This window comes from Mycobacterium sp. IDR2000157661 (genome assembly GCF_022317005.1).
Taxonomy (GTDB): Bacteria; Actinomycetota; Actinomycetes; order Mycobacteriales; family Mycobacteriaceae; genus Mycobacterium.
Window position 1 is genome coordinate 1,315,667 of record NZ_CP081006.1, and the last position, 18,980, is coordinate 1,334,646.

Genomic DNA, 18,980 nt, shown 5'->3' on the forward strand with positions numbered 1-18,980 from the left:
CCCATGAGGGCCGCCGAAGAACGCGCCGGGGTGGAGCTGACCAATCTCGACCAGCCGCTGAGCGCAGACGCCGGCGCGACCAAGCGCGACCTCATCGACTACCTCGACGCAGTGGCCGATGCCATCCTGCCCGGATTGACGGGGCGACCCTTGACGGTGCTGCGGGTGCTGCGCGGGCGGGCGCCGTTCATGCAGAAGAACGTGCCGAAGTACACACCCGACTGGGTGAAGACGACGTCGATGTGGGCCGAGTCGTCGCATCGCGAAGTGCGCTATGCCGTCTGCGACGACCGCCGCACTCTGTTGTGGCTGGCCAACCAGCGCGCCGTCGAGTACCACCCGACGCTCGGGCTGGCCGACGACATCTACCGGCCCACCCACCTCGTCCTCGACCTCGACCCGCCGCCCGATAGCGGCTTCCTCGACGTGGTCACGACCGCACACCTTGTGCGGCAAGCGCTTTCAGACAGCGGACTGATCGGGACGGTGAAGACCAGCGGGGCGAAGGGACTGCACGTGTTCGTCCCGGTCGACGACAGCGCCCCGGTCGAGGATGTCGCGGCAGCGACCCGCGCACTGGCCGCGCGCGCCGAGGCGCTCGACCCCGCCACGGCCACAACGGCCTTCATCGTCGAGGACCGCGGAGGCAAGGTGTTCGTCGACTCGACCCGATCGGGCGGCGCGACGGTCGTCGCCGCCTACAGTCCGCGGCTGCGGCCGGGCACCCCGGTGTCCTTCCCGGTGGACTGGTCCGACCTGGACCGCATCGCGCCGGCCGATTTCACTGTGCACACCGTGCTGCGGGCGTGGTCCGGCAGTGACCCGTGGGCCGCGTCGATGCCGGCCCCGCAGACACTGCCGCAGGACCTCATCGAGCACGGCCGTAGCATCCCGGTGGCGCGGGTGGCCGCCATGCACGAGGGAAAGCGCCGGGCCCGCGCGCGGCGTGCCGCCGACAGCTGACGCGGTTCGCGATGTACGGCGACGGGTAACCGGCGCCGGTGATCGGTGACATCGCGCGGCTGCTGCGCGGCGCAGGGATGCGCGCAGTCGGCGCTCTGCCCGTCGTCGGACCGACGCTGGCACCCCGGCCGCACCTCGACGTCGACGGCAGCGTGGTGTTCATCACCGGTGCGGCGCGCGGCCTGGGCGCCGAGATCGCCCGGCAGGCGCACGCCCGTGGTGCGCATGTCGCATTGGTGGGACGGCGCCTGGAGCCGCTGCAGGAACTCGCCGGACAGTTGGGTGAGCGAGCGAAAGCCTTTCAGGCCGACGTCACCGACGCCGAGGCGCTGCAGCGGGCCGCGGACGGCGCCGTCGAGGCATTCGGCGGCATCGACGTCGTCGTCGCCAACGCCGGCATCGCGCCACCGTCGCGCACCGTTGCGACGATGACCGAGCAGGATTTCGAGCACACCGTCGACGTCGACCTGCTGGGACAGTGGCGCACCGCGCGGGCGACCATGCCCAGCATCATCGAACGCCGCGGTCACCTGATCTTCGTCGGCTCGATCTATGCGTTCTTCAACGGCGTGCTCGCCGCGCCGTACGCCGTCAGCAAGGCGGGCGTCGAGCAACTGGCCAGGACGCTGCGGGTCGAATTGGCCGGGCACGGGGCGACCGCAGGCATCGCGTATCTCGGCTTCATCGACACGGACCTGGCGACCGAGGTGTTCGCCGACGACCATGCCGCCGCGATCCGCCGGGCGGTACCCGGGTTCATCACCGCGCCGATGAGCGTCGCAGACGCCGCCGCCGCCGTGCTCTCCGGAATCGGGCGACGGGCGCCGCGCGTCAGCGCACCCGGCTGGGTGGCGCCGCTGCTGGCGGTGCGCAGCCTCACCACCGCGGTGATGGACCAGGTCCTGCTCACCAACCCCGACGTCGCACAAGCCATCGATGAGGCCGAGGCCACGACCGGGGAATGACGTCCGGTTCACCGACCCCATAAACGGGTATCGACCAGCGAATCGGCGTTGAGGAGATCCGGACATGGTCGGCTGGCTGGACCGGCTGCAGCGGCGCAACCGCCGCGTAGGCTTCGCCATCGCCGTGGTCTACAAGTACCTCGACGACCAGGGCGCATACCTGGCCGCCCTGATCACCTACTACGCGTTCGTCTCGCTGTTCCCCCTGCTGCTGCTGATGACGACCGTGCTGGGTGTGGTGCTGGTGGGTCGTCCGCAGCTGCAACAGCAGGTGGTGCAGGCCACCACCAGCCAGTTCCCCGTCATCGGCGGCACGCTCGAGCGCCCCGAGCAGCTCAGCGGCGGCGCCTTGGGCGTCGTCATCGGTATCGCGGGCGCCCTCTACGGCGGCATGAAAGTGGGCCAGGCACTGCAGAACGCGATGGACTCGGTGTGGGCGGTGCCGCGCAACATCCGGCCCGACCCGATCCGGTCCCGGTTGCGCAGCCTGATGCTGCTGCTGGTGCTCGGAACGGCGGCGATCGCGGCGACCGTCCTGTCGGCGGCGGGCCACGCCACCGCTTCCCTGGGCTGGTTGGGCAAGGCCGGGATCATCGTCGTCACCGTGGCGATCAACGCCGCGATCTGTCTGGTGGTGTTCCGTGTCACGAGCACGCGGCGCCTCACCTACCGGCAGGTGCTTCCCGGCGCATTGGCCGCGGCGGTGGTGTGGCAGTTGTTGCAGTGGTTCGGCGCGACCTTCGTCGCCCACACCGTCAGGTCGGCGAGCGCGACCAACAGCGTCTTCGCCCTGGTTCTGGGGTTGCTGGCGTTTCTCTACCTCGTTTCGGTGACGCTGGTGCTGTGCGCGGAGGCCAACGTCGTGCGCGTCGACCGGCTCTACCCGCGGTCGCTGCTGACACCGTTCACCGACGACGTCGAATTGACCTCGGCCGATCGTAAGACCTACACCCGGCGCGCGAAAGCCGAGCGACACAAGGGTTTTCAGCGAGTCAATGTGCGCTTCGACGAGACGGGGGAACCGACCGGCGGCCAGGGTTGATCCCACCTGTCCACCACGGACACCTCTGGAAGAGGTTTACGGCGCACCGTGCGATGTCCACCCCTCGGCCATCCGAAGGTGAGCAGTGTCGCGAGCGACCACTCGTCCGGAATCCCGATCAGCGAACGCAACTCGCGCTCACAGTTCATGTGCCACAACGTGATCGCCGCGCCCAGCCCCTGTGCGCGAGCCGCGAGCAGGAAGTTCTGCACGGCGGGGTAGATGGAGCCACCCTGCTGCAGCTCGGTCGCCCCGGCCTGCGGACGGACACAGAACAACACGAGGCCGGGTGCGGCGCCGCCGATCCGCATATGCTCTGCCATCGTCTGCAGCACCCTCGACCTCGGATCGTCCTGCCCTCCGGTAACCGACACCCCGTAGAACTTCTGGAGCTCCTCCCATGTTCGGTGCGCGGCCTCGGTCACGACTTCGCGAGCCCGGTCGGACCGCAGCACGACGAATCGCCACGGCTGCTGGTTGCCCCCCGACGGCGCCCAACTGGCCGCACGTAGGCACCTCTCGAGCGTGGCGTCGTCGACTGGTTCCTCGCGATAGCGCCGCACTGCTGAGGCGGTGTTCATCACCGTCCAGATGTCGGCCGAGGTGACCGGTGCATGCCGGCTCATGTCACCGTCCTGGGCAGCACGCCCCGCCAGGTGCCACCCCGCACCGGTCCGGTGACCAGCGGCAGGTCCAACGTCGACAGCAGACCCGGGGGCGCCGCCATCACCGCGGGTATCGCGTTGAGTTCGCGCATGACGGTCGCATAGGTCAGCCCACGCATGTTGTTCCCTCGCCCATGCATCTCGATGTCGACGGTGTAAGTCGGTAGTCCGTCGACGATGACGCGGTACCCGCCGTGCGGGGACGGATGTCGCGGCCAGTCGGGCGCCGACCGCTCGCCCATCCGGGTGATGTGCTCGAGCACTATGCGCTCCTCGCCGTCCACCATTCCCGCCAGCTTGAACCGCATCCCGCCCATCGAGCCCGGTTCCACCCATCCTGACGCGACCTCGTAACGCTCGGTGGCCAACCACTTGTCGATGGTCGTCTCGACGCGATCGAGCGGCAGACCCACGCCGTCGGCCACCAAATGGACGGTGGGCGCCCATAACGCGGCGAGGCGCTCGGTGTCGAACAGGGGGGCGGGGTGGTCGGGCGGATGGCCGAATCCCATGAACTCGAACATGATCTCGGGCTGGTTGATCGGCCCGTAATCCAGGATCTCGAGCATGGTGATGGTGTCGACGCGACTGCTGAATCCCGTCATCGTCAGCGCGATGACATCGTTCGCCCAGCCCGGGTCGACGCCGCTGTTGAAGAAGCTCGTCCCACCCTCCGAACACGCCGACGCGATCAGGTCGGCCGTCTCCTTGTCGGCCGCGGGCGGATAGCACATCGGCACCAGCGAGGTACAGACCACGTTCTTTCCCGCGCGCAGACACCGGGCGATGTCCTGCGCGGCCTCGCGGTAGCGGTAGTCGCCCGACGCGAAGTAGGCCACCACGTCGGCCTCGAGCGACAGGGCGGCGTCGGTATCGCGGGATGCGAGCACGCCCGTTGCGGGCATACCGCACAGCTCGCCGGCATCCTTGCCGTCTTTGGCCTCGGCATGCACGACGACACCCACCAAGTCGAGCCCCGGATGCGCGATCAACGCACGCAACGCGCCGACGCCGACTTGACCGGGACCCCAGAGAATCACTCGCGGGTTGCGTTCGCGATCTGTCATGGACACCCTTTTCCGCTGAACCGGACGGCTCTGTGAGAACATATCTTCTCAAATATTGATAACACCATTCGCAAACCGAAAGCGGAGAAAGCCATGACCGATTACGAATTCCTCAAATGGGAGTCGTTCGATGACGGCCAGATCGTGCGGATCTCGTTGAACCGCCCGGAGCAACGCAACGCCCAGAACCGCGGGATGCTGGTCGAGCTCGACAACGCGTTCGCCAGAGCCGAAGCCGACGACGACGTCCGCGTGGTGATCCTCGCTGGCGAGGGGCCGATGTTCTCCTCCGGCCACGACATCGGCTCCAAGCAGGCCCGCGCCGAGTTCATGCCCGGACCGGACAAGCACCCGACCGCGGCGATCAACGGCGGCACCCGGGAGGGTGCCGAGAAGATCATGCTCCAGGAGTGGCATTACTTCTTCCAGAACAACCTGCGCTGGCGCAACCTGCGCAAGATCACGATCGCGCAGGTGCACGGCGACGTGTTCTCGGCGGGCCTGATGCTGATCTGGGCGTGTGACCTGATCGTCGGAAGTGAGGAAGTGCGCTTCGCCGACGTCGTCGGTACGCGGCTGGGCATGTGCGGCATGGAGTACTTCGGCCACCCGTGGGAGTTCGGGCCGCGGCGCACCAAGGAGCTGATGCTCACCGGCGACGCCATCGACATCGAGGAGGCTTATCGCCTCGGCATGGTGAGCAAGATCTTCAAGCGTGACGAGTTGGCCGAGCGCACACTCGAGATGGCCCGCCGCATCGCCACGGTCCCGACGATGGCGGCGCTGCTCATCAAGGAATCGGTCAATCAGTCCGTGGACAACATGGGCTTCTACAACGCGCTGCAGTCCTGCTTCACGCTGCACCAGCTCAACCACTCGCATTGGGTCGGGGTGCGCGACGACAAGCGGGCGACCGCCGGCGAGGAACAAGGGGTACCGAATTGGCGCACCGCTCCCCCGATCGTGCTGTCGGTCAAGGATCAAGTGCGAGCCGACGCGTGACGGCCACCCCGCAACCGATGGAGGTGACCATCCCCGGTCACCTGTTCGGGCAGCTGCCGTTCTTCGACGTGGCCGACACCGACGAAACCGTGATCGTCGACCTGCACAACAGAGACGATCTGCGCAACGCCCGTGGCGCCTTGCAGGGTGGTCTGGTCGCCACGCTCATCGACGTCGCGGCCGGCCGACTGGCCGTCAAGTACGCACAGTCGAGCGCGGGCGCAGGCACAGCAGATATGTCGATCCACTTCCTGGCGCCGGTAGTCGAGGGTCCGGCGCGCGCGACGGCCACGCTGGTGCGCGCCGGCAGGCGGTTGATCGTCGTCGCCGTCGACGTGGTCGACGTGGCCAGAGACCGGCTGGCCGCGCGCGCCACCCTGACCTTCGCGGTCATGGAACCACGGGCGCCGGTTCAGCCGGCAACCGCTCCGTAGCGGGCATCCGCGACGCGGTCGAGCGCGACCGCCGGCTCGCCGTACACCATCGCCCAACCACGCACCCGGCGGTAGTAGAGCTGGATGTCGCCCTCCATCCCGAAGCCGTAGCCGCCGTGGATGTGCAGGCTGTGCTGCGTTGCGTCGCAAGCGGTTTGGCTGGCGAAGGCGAACGCCATCGCGGCGAGCTCGGTGGCACGGGCGGGTTCGTCGGCGAACGCACACGCCGCCTGAAAAGCGAGCAGCCGCGACCCGTCGACCGCCGTCGCGCAATCGGCGAGTGGATGCGACACTGCCTGGAACGCCCCGATCGGAGTGCCGAACGCGTGCCGCTGCTTGGCATATTCGACACCGATCTCGACCGCCTTCGCGGCCGCGCCGGTCAGGGCGGCGGCAGTCAGGACGAGCCACATGTCGAGCGCTTCGGAGAACAACCGAATCGCCTCGTCCGCCTCGGCCAGAACGGTCACATCCTCATGAATCACGATGTCCGCCAGGGGCAGTGACCCCAGGTTGGTGACCTGGATGCGATCGCCCGTCGGTACCGCGACGAGTCGCCCGCCGACCAGAGCCACCACCACGTCGGCCACCGCTCCGCCGGGCACGAGTTCGGCCAGCCCGCCCTCATAAGCTCGGGGAGCGAAGGTGACGAGCTTGTCGCTCGTCAGCGCCGCCTCCAGCAGTTCCGCACCGCCACACGCGGCCAGCGTTCGGGCGGCCACCTGGGCCTCGATGACCGGAGCCGACGCGAGGGCGCGGCCATACTGCTCGGCGATCAGCGCGAGATCCAGCGTCGACGCGCCCCAGCCGCCGTCCGATTCGTTGACGGCCATCTCGACGACGCCGGTTTCCGTCAGCGCCGTCCACAGTTGCGGATCGAAGCCCAGGGGCTCCGCGGCCCGCACCCGATCCGAGGTCGACACCTGCCCGTACATCGCCGCGAAGGAATCGACGAGCTGCCGCTGTTCGCCGGACAGCCGCAGATCCATGCGAACTCCCCTCACATGCGGATATGGTTACTCTCAAAACAGAGAGTAGCATTATCGCGCACGCGCGTATCGCGGCCCCGAGACAGATTGGTTCCCGCTCATGCACTTTCAGTCCGACCCTGCGACTGAGGCGTTCCGCGCCGGTGTGCGGGAGCACCTCGACGACGTGCTCACCCCCGACGTCGAGGAACGGATCTATCGCAGCGGTGTCGCGCACGACGAGAACTTCGCCAAGGGCCTGGTCGACAAGGGCTATTTCGCTCCGGGCTGGCCCACCGAACTCGGGGGACAGGACCGCAGCGCCTGGGAGGAGCAGGCGCTCAAAGAAGAACTCATGCGGACGGATGCACCCGTGTATCTGTCGGAGACGACACGCATGGTTGCGTCGATCATCCGCGAGATCGGCACACCGGCGATGAAGGAGCTGATCCTCGGCGGGGCGATGAAGGGCGACATCACCATTGCCCTGGGCTTCACCGAGCCGGAGTGCGGCTCGGACGTCGCCGCAGCGAAAACCAGGGCAGTACGTGACGGCGACGGCTGGGTGATCAACGGCTCCAAGATGTTCACCACCAACGGCCACATCGCCGACTACGTCTTCCTGCTGGCCCGTACGAACCCCGACAGGCCGAAGCACAAGGGCCTGACGATGTTCCTGGTGCCGACGAAAACCGACGGATTCGAGGCGCAGGCGGTGTGGACCCTGTCCGGTGAGCGCACGAACATCACGTTCTACAGCGATGTCCGTATCGGCGATGAGTGGCGGATCGGCGATGTCGACGGCGGGTGGCAGGTGCTGGGTCTGTCACTGCGCGACGAGCATTCGTCCGGGTGGGGACCGCACCTCGCCCGCCTCCTGCACCACGCCGAAGAGTGGGCGGGTGGGCCGTCGTCGGCAGGCGGTGCGGCCCGAATCACCAATCCTGATGTGCGGCGACGTATCGCGAGGGTGGCCATGGAACTCGAGGTGTCGATGCTGCTGCAGCGCCGATGTGTGTGGATGAACGAGAACGGTCAGCACCCGGTCGCCGAGGGACCGATGTCGAAGGTGTTCTCGACCGAGGCGCTGGTGCGCGCCAGCCAGGATCTCATCGGACTCGTCGGACCCGATGCCATGCGGTCCTACCTCGAGCCGACGGCGCCGGAGCAGGGACGCTTCGAGCACCTGATGCGCTTCTCGCTGGGCACCACGATCTACGCGGGCACCAGTGAGGTGCAACGCACCATCATCGCCCAGCGGGGGCTCGGCCTACCCCGTTAGGTCCTTGGGCTTGCGGGTGCTGCGACTGCGCGGTGCCGACTTGGCGGCGACGGCTTTCTTCGGTGCGTTCGCGGGCGGCGTCAGCGCTTGCAGGCACCAGGCCCACAGCTGGTCCTCGGTGAGCTCGGCGCCCTTGACCCCGAGGTGGAACACGCCGATCTGGGCGAGCGCGATCAGCGTGGAGTTCAGCAGGGTGGTCAGCTGGGCCGGCGTCAGATCTTTGCGGACCAGCCCGGCACGCGAACACGCCGTGAGGATCTTGGTGAGCAGCTTTTGGTGCGGTTCCCAGATCTTGGCGAAGTCGGCGGGGCGCTCGATCTCCAGGCTCAGGTTGTAGATCGTCATCACTCGGCCGCCGATCGCCTCGGACGACTCCGCGCGGGAGAGGAAGCCGCGGCAGAACGCCTCGAGTTGCTCCAACGGGCCGTCGGCGGCAGCCACCTCGTGGCGGATCGCCTCGATGAACTGGCTGGTGGCGTTCTCGTACAACGCCAGCAGCAGTTCTTCCTTACCGGCGAAATGCTGGTAGAACGCGCGCAGGCTCAGGTTCGAGCGGTCGATGAGCGTTTGGATCGTGAAGTCGGCCCGACCGGATTCCTCGACCAGTTCCAGCGCGGTGGCCAAGAACCGCGAGCTGCGGGCGAGCGCACGTGCGCGGGCTTGACTGAGTCGCCGTTCGATCGTGCGTTCCTGCCAGCTGCTCGGCATCTCGACGTCGGTGTCGACGAGCTCCAGGTCGGCTTCTGCGTCGCGGGCGGGGCGTTTCTTGGCAGTCATGATCTGTTGAGAATACGCGTTCCCCGGACAATTCTTGTCATCTACCTACACGCGTAGCTTGGGGTATTCGCCGAGCCGGTGGCCCCTAACTCCCCCAGGCCGCCTCATGCGCTACCCTGGAAACGTACATTCTCGATTGCGGAAACAACTGTTTCGCACCGGTGCCGCAGGAAGTCCCGAAGGAGTACGAGCGTTGAGCGCAGATATCCTGATCGTCTCTCCCGACGACCATCTGGTGGAACCGGCCGATCTGTGGACCAGTCGGCTACCCGCGCGGTACCGGGACGTCGGCCCGCGGATCGTCCGCCACCGCGGGAGGATGGATCCGAGCGTCACCTCCGATGTCGCGTTCGTCGATGACGAGGACGGCCGCGACGCCGACATCTGGCACTACGAGGACTCCATCATCCCGATCCCGCTCATCAGCGCGGCCGCCGGCTACGAGATCGACGAGCTCACCACAGACCCCATCACCTACGACGAGATGCGCCCCGGCTGCTACCGTCCGGCGGACCGGCTGGCCGACATGGACCTGGCGGGGATCGAGGCCTCGGCATGCTTTCCCAACACGCTGGTTCGGTTCTGCGGCCAGCGCTTCCTGTACGGCAAGGACAAGGATCTCGCGCTGCTCTGCGTGCAGGCCTACAACGACTTCCAGATCGACGAATGGGGCGGGGACTCGAACGGCCGGCTGATTCCGCTCGGCATCATCCCGCTGTGGGACGTCGAACTGGCCGCCAAGGAGGTCGAGCGGGTGGCGGCCAAGGGCATGCCCGCGGTGTGCTTCTCGGAACTGCCGGCCCGACTGGACCTACCGTCCATCCACAGCGGCTACTGGGATCCGTTCTTCGCCGCCTGCGAACGCCACAACGTCGGCATCATGCTGCACATCGGGTCCAGTTCGTCACTGACCAGGTCCTCCCCCGACTCTCCGCATGTCGTCACCAGCGCGCTGATGGCGGTCAACTGCACCATCGCCCTGGTCGACTGGCTGTTCTCGGCCAAGCTCAAGCAGTTCCCGAAGCTCAAGATCGCGTTCGCGGAGGCGCAGGCGGGGTGGATTCCCTACTATCTGCAGCGCGTCGACGAGGTCTGGGAGGACCGGCGGGCGTGGGGCGGCATCCACCCGCTGCTGACCGAGCCGCCCAGCACGCAGGTGCCCGGACGGGTGTGGTTCTCGACCTTCGGCGATCCGGTCGCATTCCGCATCCTCGATCTGGTCGGCGAAGACCAGCTCATGTTCGAGACCGACTACCCGCACAACGACACCAACTGGCCGAACAGCATGGACGTGGCCAACAAGGCGACCGAGGGGCTCGACGAGGAGACCAAGCGGAAGGTGTTGTCCACCAACGCCAAGACCTTCTTTGGAATGGTGTAGCTCTCTTTTTCCGAGAGCGGTCAGAGCGCCTTCCAGTCCGGCTTGCGCTTCTCCAGGAACGCGCGCGGTCCCTCGATGGCGTCCTTGGTCAACGCGACCTTCATGCGGTAGTTCTCGGCGAGGAGCTCGGCCTCGTAGATCGGTAACGTCAAACCCTTGCGCACGGCCATTCGCGAACCCCGCACCGCGAGCGGCGCATTGGAGTTGACGATCTCGGCGATCTCCCAGGCGCGGTCCATGAGTTTGTCGTGCGCCACCACTTCGGTGAACACGCCGAGGTCGTAGGCGCGCTGCGCGTCGAGCCGTTCGTGCCTGCCCATCAGGATCAGCCGCATCGCCACAGGCAGCGGCAGGATCCGGGCCAGCCGGACCCCTTCGCGCCCGGATGTCACGCCGATGCTGACGTGGGGGTCCATCAGCGTCGCGTGCTCAGAGGCGACGGTGATGTCGGCGGTCGTGACGAGGTCCATCCCGGCACCGCACGCGATGCCGTTCACCGCACAGATGATGGGCTTGGTCATCTGCAACCAGGGCGGTGTCGCCTCTTGTGGTGCGTCCCATTGACGCATCGAGCTGAGAATCGGTTCGCCCTGGTTGTCGATGCCCGCGGCGTTCTCCATGTCGTGGTCGGCCGCCTTGTTGACATCGGCACCGACACACAGTGCGCGACCGGCGCCGGTGACGATGACCGTCCAGATCTGCTGCGAACGCTCGATTTCGGCGTACACCTCGGCCAGCTCCGCGATCATCTCGTCGTTGATCGCGTTGAGCACCTCCGGCCGGTTCAACGTCACACACGCGGTGTGCCCGGAGACCTCGAAGGTGATGGTGTCGTACTCGGTCATGTCACTCCACAGCGGCGATGTCATCGACGGTCGGATGGACGCCCAGGATGTCGTGGAACCGGTCGCAGTAGCGCGGCCACACCTCCGGGTTGAGCAGCCGGGGCGGCATGCGCCCGGCGAAGATCTCCTGCCACTGCGTGGCCGTGGCGACGGCGATGTCGCGGGCCGCCTCAACGGTGATGCCTGCGACGTGCGGGGTGGCGACGACATTGTCGAGCCGCAGCAACGGGTTGTCGGGCCGCGGCGGCTCCTCGTGGAACACGTCGAGCCCGGCACCGGCGATACTCCCGCCGGCGAGCGCGTCGCAAAGGGCAGGCTCGTCGTGCACCGGACCGCGCGCAGTGGTGATGAAGTACGCCGTCGGTTTCATGGCGGCGAACTGCTTGGCGCCGAACAACCCTCGCGTCTCCGCGGTCAGCGGACACGTGACCTGGACGAAGTCCGACCGCTCGACGAGCTCGTCCAGGCTCACCAGCGTCGCCCCGTGCGCACGCACGCTCGCTTCGTCGACGTAGGGATCGAAGACCAGCACCTCCATCCCGAAGGGCGCACACAGCTGCACCAGCCGTCCGCCGATGGCGCCGAGGCCGACGACACCGAGTGTCTTGCCCAGCAGCTGAGTGCCTCGCAAGCCCAGCCGGTCGCCGATCCGGCCGGCCCGCAGGGCCCGATCCGCTGCGGTGATCTTCTTGGCCAGATCGATCATCAGACCCAGCGCGTGCTCGGCCACGGCTTCGGCGCCGGGCCCGGAGTTGTTGCACACCGCGATGCCCGCGCGGGTACACGCCTCGACGTCGATGACGTCGTAGCCCGCCCCCGCCGAGCACACCGCCAGCAATTGACTGCAGCGCTGTACCAGCGCGGGGCCGACCAACCACTGGGTGCCGTCGGCTACCGCGGCGACATCGGTACGCGTGGCGACCTGGTAGCCGTGCGCGGATTCCATTGCCGCCCAGCCGCGGTCGGCGGATGCGGTCAGGTCGAGTTCGACGACGTCGATGTCGCCAGCCTCGAGAATGTCGCCGGCGACGGGGTCGGTCCACCGCTCGTAGACCAGCCGCGGGCGAAGGTTCACTACCGCGTTGCCTTCGGCTTGGCTTGGGCCGCCTTGAACATGTCGGCGAGTGTTGCGTCGACGTTCTTGTAGTCGTTGCGGGCGATCGCGCCGTCACGCCCTTCCACGACGTCGTAACCCAGTCGGAGGTCTTTGTTCTCCATGTGGAAGTACTCGCGCCCGATGGGCAGGCGGCGGTCCTCGCGCGGCACCTCCATCCACGCCCGCAGGAAGCAGCGCGCCTTCTTCGGGTCGGTGCTGCTCACGAAGTCCGACCGCGAGTGGCACATCGCGAAGTTGTTGGCGACTGCTGCCTCACCGGATTCCAATCGGAACTCGACCTGCTGCTCAACGAGGATGTTGCGTAGCAGCTCGATTGCTTCGTTCTGTTCCGGCGTGAACTCCCGGCCCAGCGTGTGCATTGCGGGCAGGATGCTGCTGTAGGTGAAGTTGATACAGATCCGGCCGTCGATCTGGGAGAAGACGGGGACGTCGTACGGAGTCACGTCGGGTTGATCGTCGGGTTGCTCACTGCGCCGGTGGTGCGGGAAGCCCTGGTAGAGAACCGGTAACAGGTCCGGCCGCTCGTTGAGGATCCGGTTGTGGGCGGCCGGTCCACTGGCGAACTGACTCTCACCGCCCTCGGCCGCGGGGTACACGCACAGCAGCGACAGGATATCGGCCGCGTCGTTGTGCATCGCGAGTTCGGCCCGCGACTTGGTGCCCCGAGCCGGCTGTACGCCGTTGGGCAGCACCTCCTCCTGGACCCGAACCATCCGGTGGCCGAACGAGTTGTTCGACACCAGGTAGCCGAGGTGGGTGCTGAACGCCCAGTAGATCCGTTCGAGGTCCTCGATGGAATGTTGCTCGACCGGGAAACCCCGCACACAAGCCAAACCCTTGCCGAACATCAGGTCCCGGTACAGCCGCGCAAGATCGTCGTCGAGGTCCGGGTGCCGGGCGTCCTCGGGGGTGATGTCGTCGCGATCTTTATGCGCCGTCTTGACCAGAATCGACTCCAGCGCGGCGATATTCCGCGAGGACAAGTCGAAGGCGAAGTCTTCCTTGCTCTGAAAGTCGGCGCCGGTCCATGCCATCGGGTCGGTCACTTGTTCGGTGTAGATCGCGGTGGGCATCCGTTCTCCTGTTGTCGTGACGAGGCGTTCGGTTATCAGCGCTGTCCGTCGGTGTCGCTTACCGCGCGACCCTCGAGCTGTCGCAGTGCATGCGCGCGGGCCGTGGCCGCCTCGGTCATCATCCCGACGTCCGTTCCCGCCGAAACGAATCGCAAACCCAGGCCTGCGAAGCGTTCCAGCAGGTCAAGGGACTTGATCCCGGCCACTCCCAGCGCCACACCGTGTGCACGACAGGCCGCCGCGATCGATTCTACCGCATCGTGGAAATGAGCATTCTCATACTGGCCGTGGATGCCCATCTCGGCGGTAAGATCGCTGGGACCGGGCAGGATCATGTCGAGGCCGGGTACCGCGGCGATCTGTTCGCACGCCGTGACGGCAGCCGGTGTCTCGATCATCACGGCGACCACGGTGTGACGCTCCAGCACACCGGTGAGCTCGGCCGCCGGGCGTGCACCGTATCCGCTCACCGCGTTGGGACCCGCAATGGACCGGTGCCCCAGCGGGGGGAAGCGTGCGGCGTCGACGACGGCCACGGCTTCCTGAGCCGAGTTGACGTGCGGGACAATGATACCCACGGCTCCGGCATCGAGTACTCGCGCGATGAGGCTGGCGTCATGGGACGGTACGCGGACCAGTCCGGAGATGCCCGCACCCAGCGCGGCCACGCAGAGCATGCCCGCCGTTTCCAGCGAGCAAGTGGTGTGCTCCATGTCGACGTAGACCGCGTCATATCCGCAGGCCGCCGCAATCGCGGGCACGTCGGGGGTGCGCGCATTCTGCAGCGCGAGACACAGAACCAAACCTTCACCACGCAGAGCATCCCGCAGCGATTCGGGCACCCACCCACGGTAGCCGAACGAGAACAATCATTCCACAGAAATCGTAAACGCCATTATCGGTGTGGTAACCATTACGTATGGCCGGAAATCGGGTCGCCGTCGTCGGCGCAGCGCTGTCCGATTGCGGACGGGTGCCCGACAAGACGGCGACGGGGTTGATGGCCCAGGCCGCGCGGCGCGCGGTGGCCGACGCCGGGTTGACCAAGGACGATATCGACGGGTTCGGTGGGCACGGGGCCTTGCTGCCCCCCGTCGAGGTGAGCGAGTATTTGGGCCTGCGACCGGCGTGGGTCGATGCCACGAACGTCGGCGGCTCGTCGTGGGAGGTCATGGCCGGACACGCCGCCGCTGCGATCGCGGCGGGTGGGGTCGACGTCGTGCTGCTGACCTACGGTTCGACCGCGCGGTCCGACGTCAAGCGCAAGACCCGGGCGTCGGCGGCGGCGCTGAGCACCGGCGGCGCCATGCAGTTCGAAGCACCCTACGGCGCCACGCTCATCGCCAAGTACGCCATGGCCGCCAGGCGCCACATGATCGAGTACGGGACCACCGAGGAGCAGCTGGCCGAGGTCGCCGTCGCCGCCCACGAATGGGCGGCGATGAATGAGGACGCCTTCGAGCGGGAGCGCCTCACCGTCGCCGATGTCGCCGCGGCCCCGATGCTCGCCGAACCGTTCACCTCGAAGCATGTGTGCCTGCGCACCGACGGCGGCGGTGCCGTCGTGCTGGCCGGCGAGCGGGTGGCCATGGACTGCGCCAAGGAGCCCGTCTGGATTCTGGGTGCGGCCGACGCCGCATCGCACGTGAGCATGAGCGAGTGGGCGGATTTCACGACGTCGGCCGCCGCCCGGTCCGGCCCGCGCGCGTTCGGCCAAGCCGGTGTCACCCCCGCCGACATCGACGTGTGCCAGCTCTACGACTCATTCACCTCGACGGTGCTGCTCACCGTGGAGGATCTCGGGTTCTGCGCCAAGGGTGAGGGTGGTGCGTTCATCGGGTCCGGTGCGCTACGGCCCGGCGGTGCACTGCCCACCAACACCGACGGCGGCGGATTGGCCTCGTGTCATCCGGGCATGCGCGGGATGATCCTGATGGTCGAGGCCGTCCGGCAGTTACGTGGCGAGTGCGGCGAACGGCAGGTCGACGATGCAAGCCTGGCGTGCGTGCATGCGATGGGCGGCTTCTTCTCCCACAGCGCGACGATGATCCTCGGGACGCAGTGATGTCCTCACCCGAACGCCCGGACCGGCCAACCACCGACGCCGACAGCGAGGCCTGGTGGTCGGCGGTTCAGGATCGCAAGCTGCTGATCAACTCGTGTGAATCGTGTGGCCGCACTTCGCTGTACGTCCGCCCGTTCTGCCCACATTGCTGGAGTGAGAACGTCGCCCTCGCTGAGGCGTGCGGGCGAGCGACGCTCTACACGTGGAGCGTGGTCCACCACAACGCCGCGCCCTTCGACGCCCGCGTGCCCTACATCGTCGCCATGGTGGACCTCGAGGAAGGTCCGCGGCTCATGACGACGATCGCGGATTGTCCGGCCGAACAGCTGAGCGCCGGAATGGAACTCGTGCTCGATTTCCGTGAGGACGACGGATTCACAGTGCCGGTCTTTCGGCCGGCCCCAAGAAGAACCGAAAGGAACAGGCATGAATAGGGACGACATGATCCTGGTCAGCGTTGATGATCACATCGTCGAGCCGCCCGATATGTTCGCCAATCATCTGTCGAAGAAGTACATCGATGAGGCGCCGCGGTTGGTGCACAACGCCGATGGGTCTGATACCTGGCAGTTTCGTGACACGGTGATCCCGAATGTGGCGCTCAACGCGGTGGCCGGGCGGCCCAAGGAGGAGTACGGCCTGGAACCCCAGGGTCTCGATGAGATCCGGCCGGGGTGTTGGCAGGTCGATGAGCGGGTCAAGGACATGAACGCCGGGGGCATTCTGGGGTCGATGTGTTTTCCGTCGTTTCCCGGGTTCGCGGGCCGGTTGTTCGCCACCGAGGACCGCGAGTTTTCGTTGGCGTTGGTGCAGGCCTATAACGATTGGCATGTCGAGGAGTGGTGCGGGGCCTATCCGGCGCGGTTCATCCCGATGACGTTGCCGGTGATCTGGGATGCTCAGGAGTGCGCCAAGGAGATCCGGCGCAACGCCGCCCGTGGTGTGCATTCGTTGACGTTCACCGAGAACCCGGCAGCGATGGGCTATCCGAGTTTCCACGATTTCGACTATTGGAAGCCGATGTGGGATGCGCTGGTCGACACCGACACGGTGCTCAATGTGCACATCGGTTCGTCGGGGCGCTTGGCGATCACGGCACCGGATGCGCCGATGGATGTGATGATCACGTTGCAGCCGATGAACATCGTGCAGGCCGCCGCGGATTTGTTGTGGTCGCGCCCGATCAAGGAGTATCCGGATCTCAAGGTCGCCCTGTCCGAGGGTGGGACGGGCTGGATTCCGTATTTCCTGGAGCGCGCCGATCGCACCTATGAGATGCACTCATCGTGGACGGGTCAGGACTTCGGCGACAAGCTTCCTTCGGAGGTGTTCCGCGATCACTTCTTGACCTGTTTCATCGCCGATCCGGTCGGGGTCGCTCTGCGTAACCAGATCGGGGTGGACAACATCTGCTGGGAGGCCGATTACCCGCACAGCGACTCGATGTGGCCCGGGGCGCCCGAGCAGCTCGACGAGGTGCTCAAGGCCAACAACGTGCCCGACGACCAGATCAACAAGATGACCTTCGAAAACGCCATGCGCTGGTATCACTGGGACCCGTTCACCCACATCACCAAGGACCAAGCCACCGTCGGCGCCCTGCGCAAAGCCGCCGAAGGCCACGACGTCTCCATCCAAGCCCTGTCGAAACGTGAACACGGTGCCGGCGCGTCGGACTGGCAGGCGCAGATGAAGAAGGCCACCGCCAACGTCAGCGGGGCTGCAGAGGACTGACTCAAGGCGCCTGCGCTAGGAAGCGGCGAGGCGGTCGGCCAAGATCCGCGGCCGACCCGCCGAGCGGGCCTCGAGGGTATTGCGTGGCACTTTGCCGTTGGCGTTGAGCGGCAGCGGCTCATCCCAGAACACCAATTCCTCGGGCAGCTTCCACTTGGGCAGTCCCTTGGAGACGAGTGCCCCGGTGACGTCGGCCAGCGACAGCTCGGCGTCGTCGGCGAGCACCATGGCCACCGCGAGCCGCTCACCGGTGCTCGGGTCGGCGACGGAGTACGCCGCGCATTCTCGGACACCGGGGATCTCGGCCACCGCCTCCTCGACTTCCGCCGCGGGGATCTTCATGCCGTTGCGGATGACGATGTCCTTGAGCCGGCCGACGATGCGCACTCGGCCGTCGCCGAGTTCGGCCACATCACCGGTGCGAAACCACTCGCCGTCGAAGGCGCTCGCATCGTCCTCGGCGTCCGTGTAGCCCAGGAAGGTGTGGGGGCCTTTGATGCAGCACTCACCCGGATCACCCGCGGATCCCACCCGGACTTCGACGTCCTGCAGTGCCACCCCGTCGTCGGCATGGCGCATCTGTCTGGGCTCGGTTCGCAGGCCCGAGGTGCTCACCGGCACCTCCGACGATCCGTACGCCCGCATGACGACGATGCCGAACTCGTCCTCGACGCGTTCGACGATGCGGCGGTCGAGCATCGTGCCGCCGAGATACACCGCGCGCAGCGGCGCCCGCTCGTTGCGGGCGACCACCTCGTCGAGCAGCCGATCGAGTAACCGGTCCGGCCCGCCGTACCACGTCGCTTTCGAGGACAGCAGAAGATCACCCGTCGCGGCGGGATCCCAGCGGTCCTCGAGCACCACTGGTGCGGCGAGCATCGGCCCGATGAACAACGCCTGCAGCACACCGGTCACCGAAGCGAGCGGGCTGATGAGAAAGATCCGGTCCCGGGTGTCGAGGCCCGCCGCCGCGACATAATTGACCGACGCCTTGGCCAATGTGCTCAGGGAGTGGATGACGCCCTTGGGGCGGGACGTAGTCCCCGAGGTGTACAGGACGAACGACGGTTCGTCGGCGGCCCGTGCCGGCCGACTGTGAACCGGCCCACCCGAGCCGTCGGCGATGTCGACCCAGCGGCAGGCGTCCCGCACCGCGGATCCGCTCGCCGATGTCCAACCGGGCGCCACCCCGTACTCGGCTCCCGTGCGCGTGAGAATGTCGGCGACCTGCGTCGGTCCCGCGCTGCGCGGCACGAGCAGCACCACCGCGTCGACCCGCACGGCGGCGTGCACCGCGACGACGGAGCCGACGTCGTTGCCGGCCACGACCACCAGCGGTGCTCCCGCACCGACTCCGGCCGCCAGCAGCGCACCCGCCGCGTGATCCACCCGTTCGTCGAGATCGGCATAGGTGAGGTCTGCGTCGCGCGCGACGACCGCCAGGCGGTTCGGATGCCGCGCGGCGGTGACGCGCACGAGGTCGAGCGGTTGGTCCGACCAGAACCCCGCCGCGCGATACCGCGACCGCAGGCCGTCCGCTCGCCGCCGAGCATGGCGCAGCAGCGTCGTGGCGCCACCCATGGTGTCCTCCCATGCAAAT

At 67.0% G+C, this 18,980-nt stretch carries 19 protein-coding genes; 10 read left to right on the forward strand and 9 right to left on the reverse strand.

Features of this window, described 5'->3' with window-relative positions:
* Positions 1 to 3: 3 nt before the first annotated feature.
* From K3G64_RS07375 to K3G64_RS07385, 3 genes are all read left to right on the forward strand, one after another.
* Positions 4 to 963 carry a DNA polymerase domain-containing protein gene (locus tag K3G64_RS07375; protein WP_238890071.1) on the forward strand — a complete coding sequence of 320 codons (960 nt, stop codon included), beginning with the start codon at positions 4 to 6 and terminating at the stop codon, positions 961 to 963.
* Between the two features lie 38 nt (positions 964 to 1,001).
* Positions 1,002 to 1,928 (forward strand): short-chain dehydrogenase/reductase, encoded by a 927-nt coding sequence (locus tag K3G64_RS07380; RefSeq protein WP_238890072.1) that lies wholly within the window; start codon positions 1,002 to 1,004, stop codon positions 1,926 to 1,928.
* 64 nt (positions 1,929 to 1,992) lie between these two features.
* Positions 1,993 to 2,970: a YihY/virulence factor BrkB family protein gene (locus tag K3G64_RS07385; RefSeq protein ID WP_238890073.1), complete on the forward strand. Its 978-nt coding sequence runs from the start codon at positions 1,993 to 1,995 to the stop codon at positions 2,968 to 2,970.
* Here K3G64_RS07385 and K3G64_RS07390 read toward each other — a convergent pair.
* Positions 2,913 to 3,596: a nitroreductase family protein gene (locus K3G64_RS07390; protein ID WP_238890074.1), complete on the reverse strand. Its 684-nt coding sequence runs from the start codon at positions 3,594 to 3,596 to the stop codon at positions 2,913 to 2,915. The genes K3G64_RS07385 and K3G64_RS07390 overlap by 58 nt on opposite strands.
* Complete coding sequence (locus K3G64_RS07395) at positions 3,593 to 4,675, reverse strand: NAD(P)H-dependent amine dehydrogenase family protein (RefSeq protein WP_238950480.1); 1,083 nt, start codon at positions 4,673 to 4,675, stop codon at positions 3,593 to 3,595. Before K3G64_RS07395 ends, K3G64_RS07390 begins: the two co-directional genes overlap by 4 nt.
* 120 nt (positions 4,676 to 4,795) lie before the next feature.
* Here K3G64_RS07395 and K3G64_RS07400 point away from each other — a divergent pair, with 120 nt between their 5' ends.
* Positions 4,796 to 5,704: an enoyl-CoA hydratase gene (locus tag K3G64_RS07400; protein ID WP_238890075.1), complete on the forward strand. Its 909-nt coding sequence runs from the start codon at positions 4,796 to 4,798 to the stop codon at positions 5,702 to 5,704.
* Between the two features lie 17 nt (positions 5,705 to 5,721).
* Positions 5,722 to 6,138, forward strand: a complete 417-nt coding sequence (locus K3G64_RS07405; RefSeq protein ID WP_238950481.1) for a PaaI family thioesterase — start codon at positions 5,722 to 5,724, stop codon at positions 6,136 to 6,138.
* On the opposite strand, the gene K3G64_RS07410 is transcribed toward K3G64_RS07405, so the two are convergent.
* Complete coding sequence (locus K3G64_RS07410; RefSeq protein ID WP_238890076.1) at positions 6,117 to 7,127, reverse strand: acyl-CoA dehydrogenase; 1,011 nt, start codon at positions 7,125 to 7,127, stop codon at positions 6,117 to 6,119. The two genes, K3G64_RS07405 and K3G64_RS07410, sit on opposite strands and share 22 nt — an antisense overlap.
* 100 nt (positions 7,128 to 7,227) lie before the next feature.
* Between K3G64_RS07410 and K3G64_RS07415 the strand changes: the two genes are divergently transcribed.
* Positions 7,228 to 8,388, forward strand: a complete 1,161-nt coding sequence (locus tag K3G64_RS07415) for an acyl-CoA dehydrogenase family protein (RefSeq protein WP_238890078.1) — start codon at positions 7,228 to 7,230, stop codon at positions 8,386 to 8,388.
* On the opposite strand, the gene K3G64_RS07420 is transcribed toward K3G64_RS07415, so the two are convergent.
* Entirely contained in the window at positions 8,377 to 9,165 is a 789-nt protein-coding gene (locus K3G64_RS07420) for a TetR/AcrR family transcriptional regulator (RefSeq protein ID WP_238890080.1), read from the reverse strand. The genes K3G64_RS07415 and K3G64_RS07420 overlap by 12 nt on opposite strands.
* Before the next feature lie 193 nt (positions 9,166 to 9,358).
* Between K3G64_RS07420 and K3G64_RS07425 the strand changes: the two genes are divergently transcribed.
* Positions 9,359 to 10,546: an amidohydrolase family protein gene (locus K3G64_RS07425; protein ID WP_238890082.1), complete on the forward strand. Its 1,188-nt coding sequence runs from the start codon at positions 9,359 to 9,361 to the stop codon at positions 10,544 to 10,546.
* A gap of 20 nt (positions 10,547 to 10,566) precedes the next feature.
* On the opposite strand, the gene K3G64_RS07430 is transcribed toward K3G64_RS07425, so the two are convergent.
* Genes K3G64_RS07430 through K3G64_RS07445 form a run of 4 tightly spaced genes read right to left on the reverse strand, consistent with a single transcriptional unit; the run spans position 10,567 to position 14,423 of the window.
* Complete coding sequence (locus tag K3G64_RS07430; RefSeq protein WP_238890084.1) at positions 10,567 to 11,391, reverse strand: enoyl-CoA hydratase/isomerase family protein; 825 nt, start codon at positions 11,389 to 11,391, stop codon at positions 10,567 to 10,569.
* Between the two features lies 1 nt (position 11,392).
* Positions 11,393 to 12,466 (reverse strand): hydroxyacid dehydrogenase, encoded by a 1,074-nt coding sequence (locus K3G64_RS07435; protein WP_238890086.1) that lies wholly within the window; start codon positions 12,464 to 12,466, stop codon positions 11,393 to 11,395.
* Complete coding sequence (locus tag K3G64_RS07440) at positions 12,466 to 13,581, reverse strand: TauD/TfdA family dioxygenase (protein WP_238890088.1); 1,116 nt, start codon at positions 13,579 to 13,581, stop codon at positions 12,466 to 12,468. The genes K3G64_RS07435 and K3G64_RS07440 overlap by 1 nt, the downstream gene beginning before the upstream one ends.
* Positions 13,582 to 13,616: 35 nt before the next feature.
* Positions 13,617 to 14,423, reverse strand: coding sequence for an HpcH/HpaI aldolase family protein (locus K3G64_RS07445; RefSeq protein WP_238890089.1), 807 nt, complete (start codon positions 14,421 to 14,423; stop codon positions 13,617 to 13,619).
* A 77-nt stretch (positions 14,424 to 14,500) separates the two neighbouring features.
* Here K3G64_RS07445 and K3G64_RS07450 point away from each other — a divergent pair, with 77 nt between their 5' ends.
* Genes K3G64_RS07450 through K3G64_RS07460 form a run of 3 tightly spaced genes read left to right on the forward strand, consistent with a single transcriptional unit; the run spans position 14,501 to position 17,380 of the window.
* A complete protein-coding gene (locus K3G64_RS07450) occupies positions 14,501 to 15,646 on the forward strand; it encodes an acetyl-CoA acetyltransferase (RefSeq protein ID WP_238890090.1) in 1,146 nt (381 codons plus the stop codon).
* Positions 15,646 to 16,080: a Zn-ribbon domain-containing OB-fold protein gene (locus K3G64_RS07455; protein ID WP_238890091.1), complete on the forward strand. Its 435-nt coding sequence runs from the start codon at positions 15,646 to 15,648 to the stop codon at positions 16,078 to 16,080. Before K3G64_RS07450 ends, K3G64_RS07455 begins: the two co-directional genes overlap by 1 nt.
* Entirely contained in the window at positions 16,073 to 17,380 is a 1,308-nt protein-coding gene (locus K3G64_RS07460; RefSeq protein WP_238890092.1) for an amidohydrolase family protein, read from the forward strand. Before K3G64_RS07455 ends, K3G64_RS07460 begins: the two co-directional genes overlap by 8 nt.
* Positions 17,381 to 17,395: 15 nt before the next feature.
* Here K3G64_RS07460 and K3G64_RS07465 read toward each other — a convergent pair whose 3' ends face one another.
* Positions 17,396 to 18,961, reverse strand: a complete 1,566-nt coding sequence (locus K3G64_RS07465) for a class I adenylate-forming enzyme family protein (protein WP_370647119.1) — start codon at positions 18,959 to 18,961, stop codon at positions 17,396 to 17,398.
* Between the last annotated feature and the right edge of the window lie 19 nt (positions 18,962 to 18,980).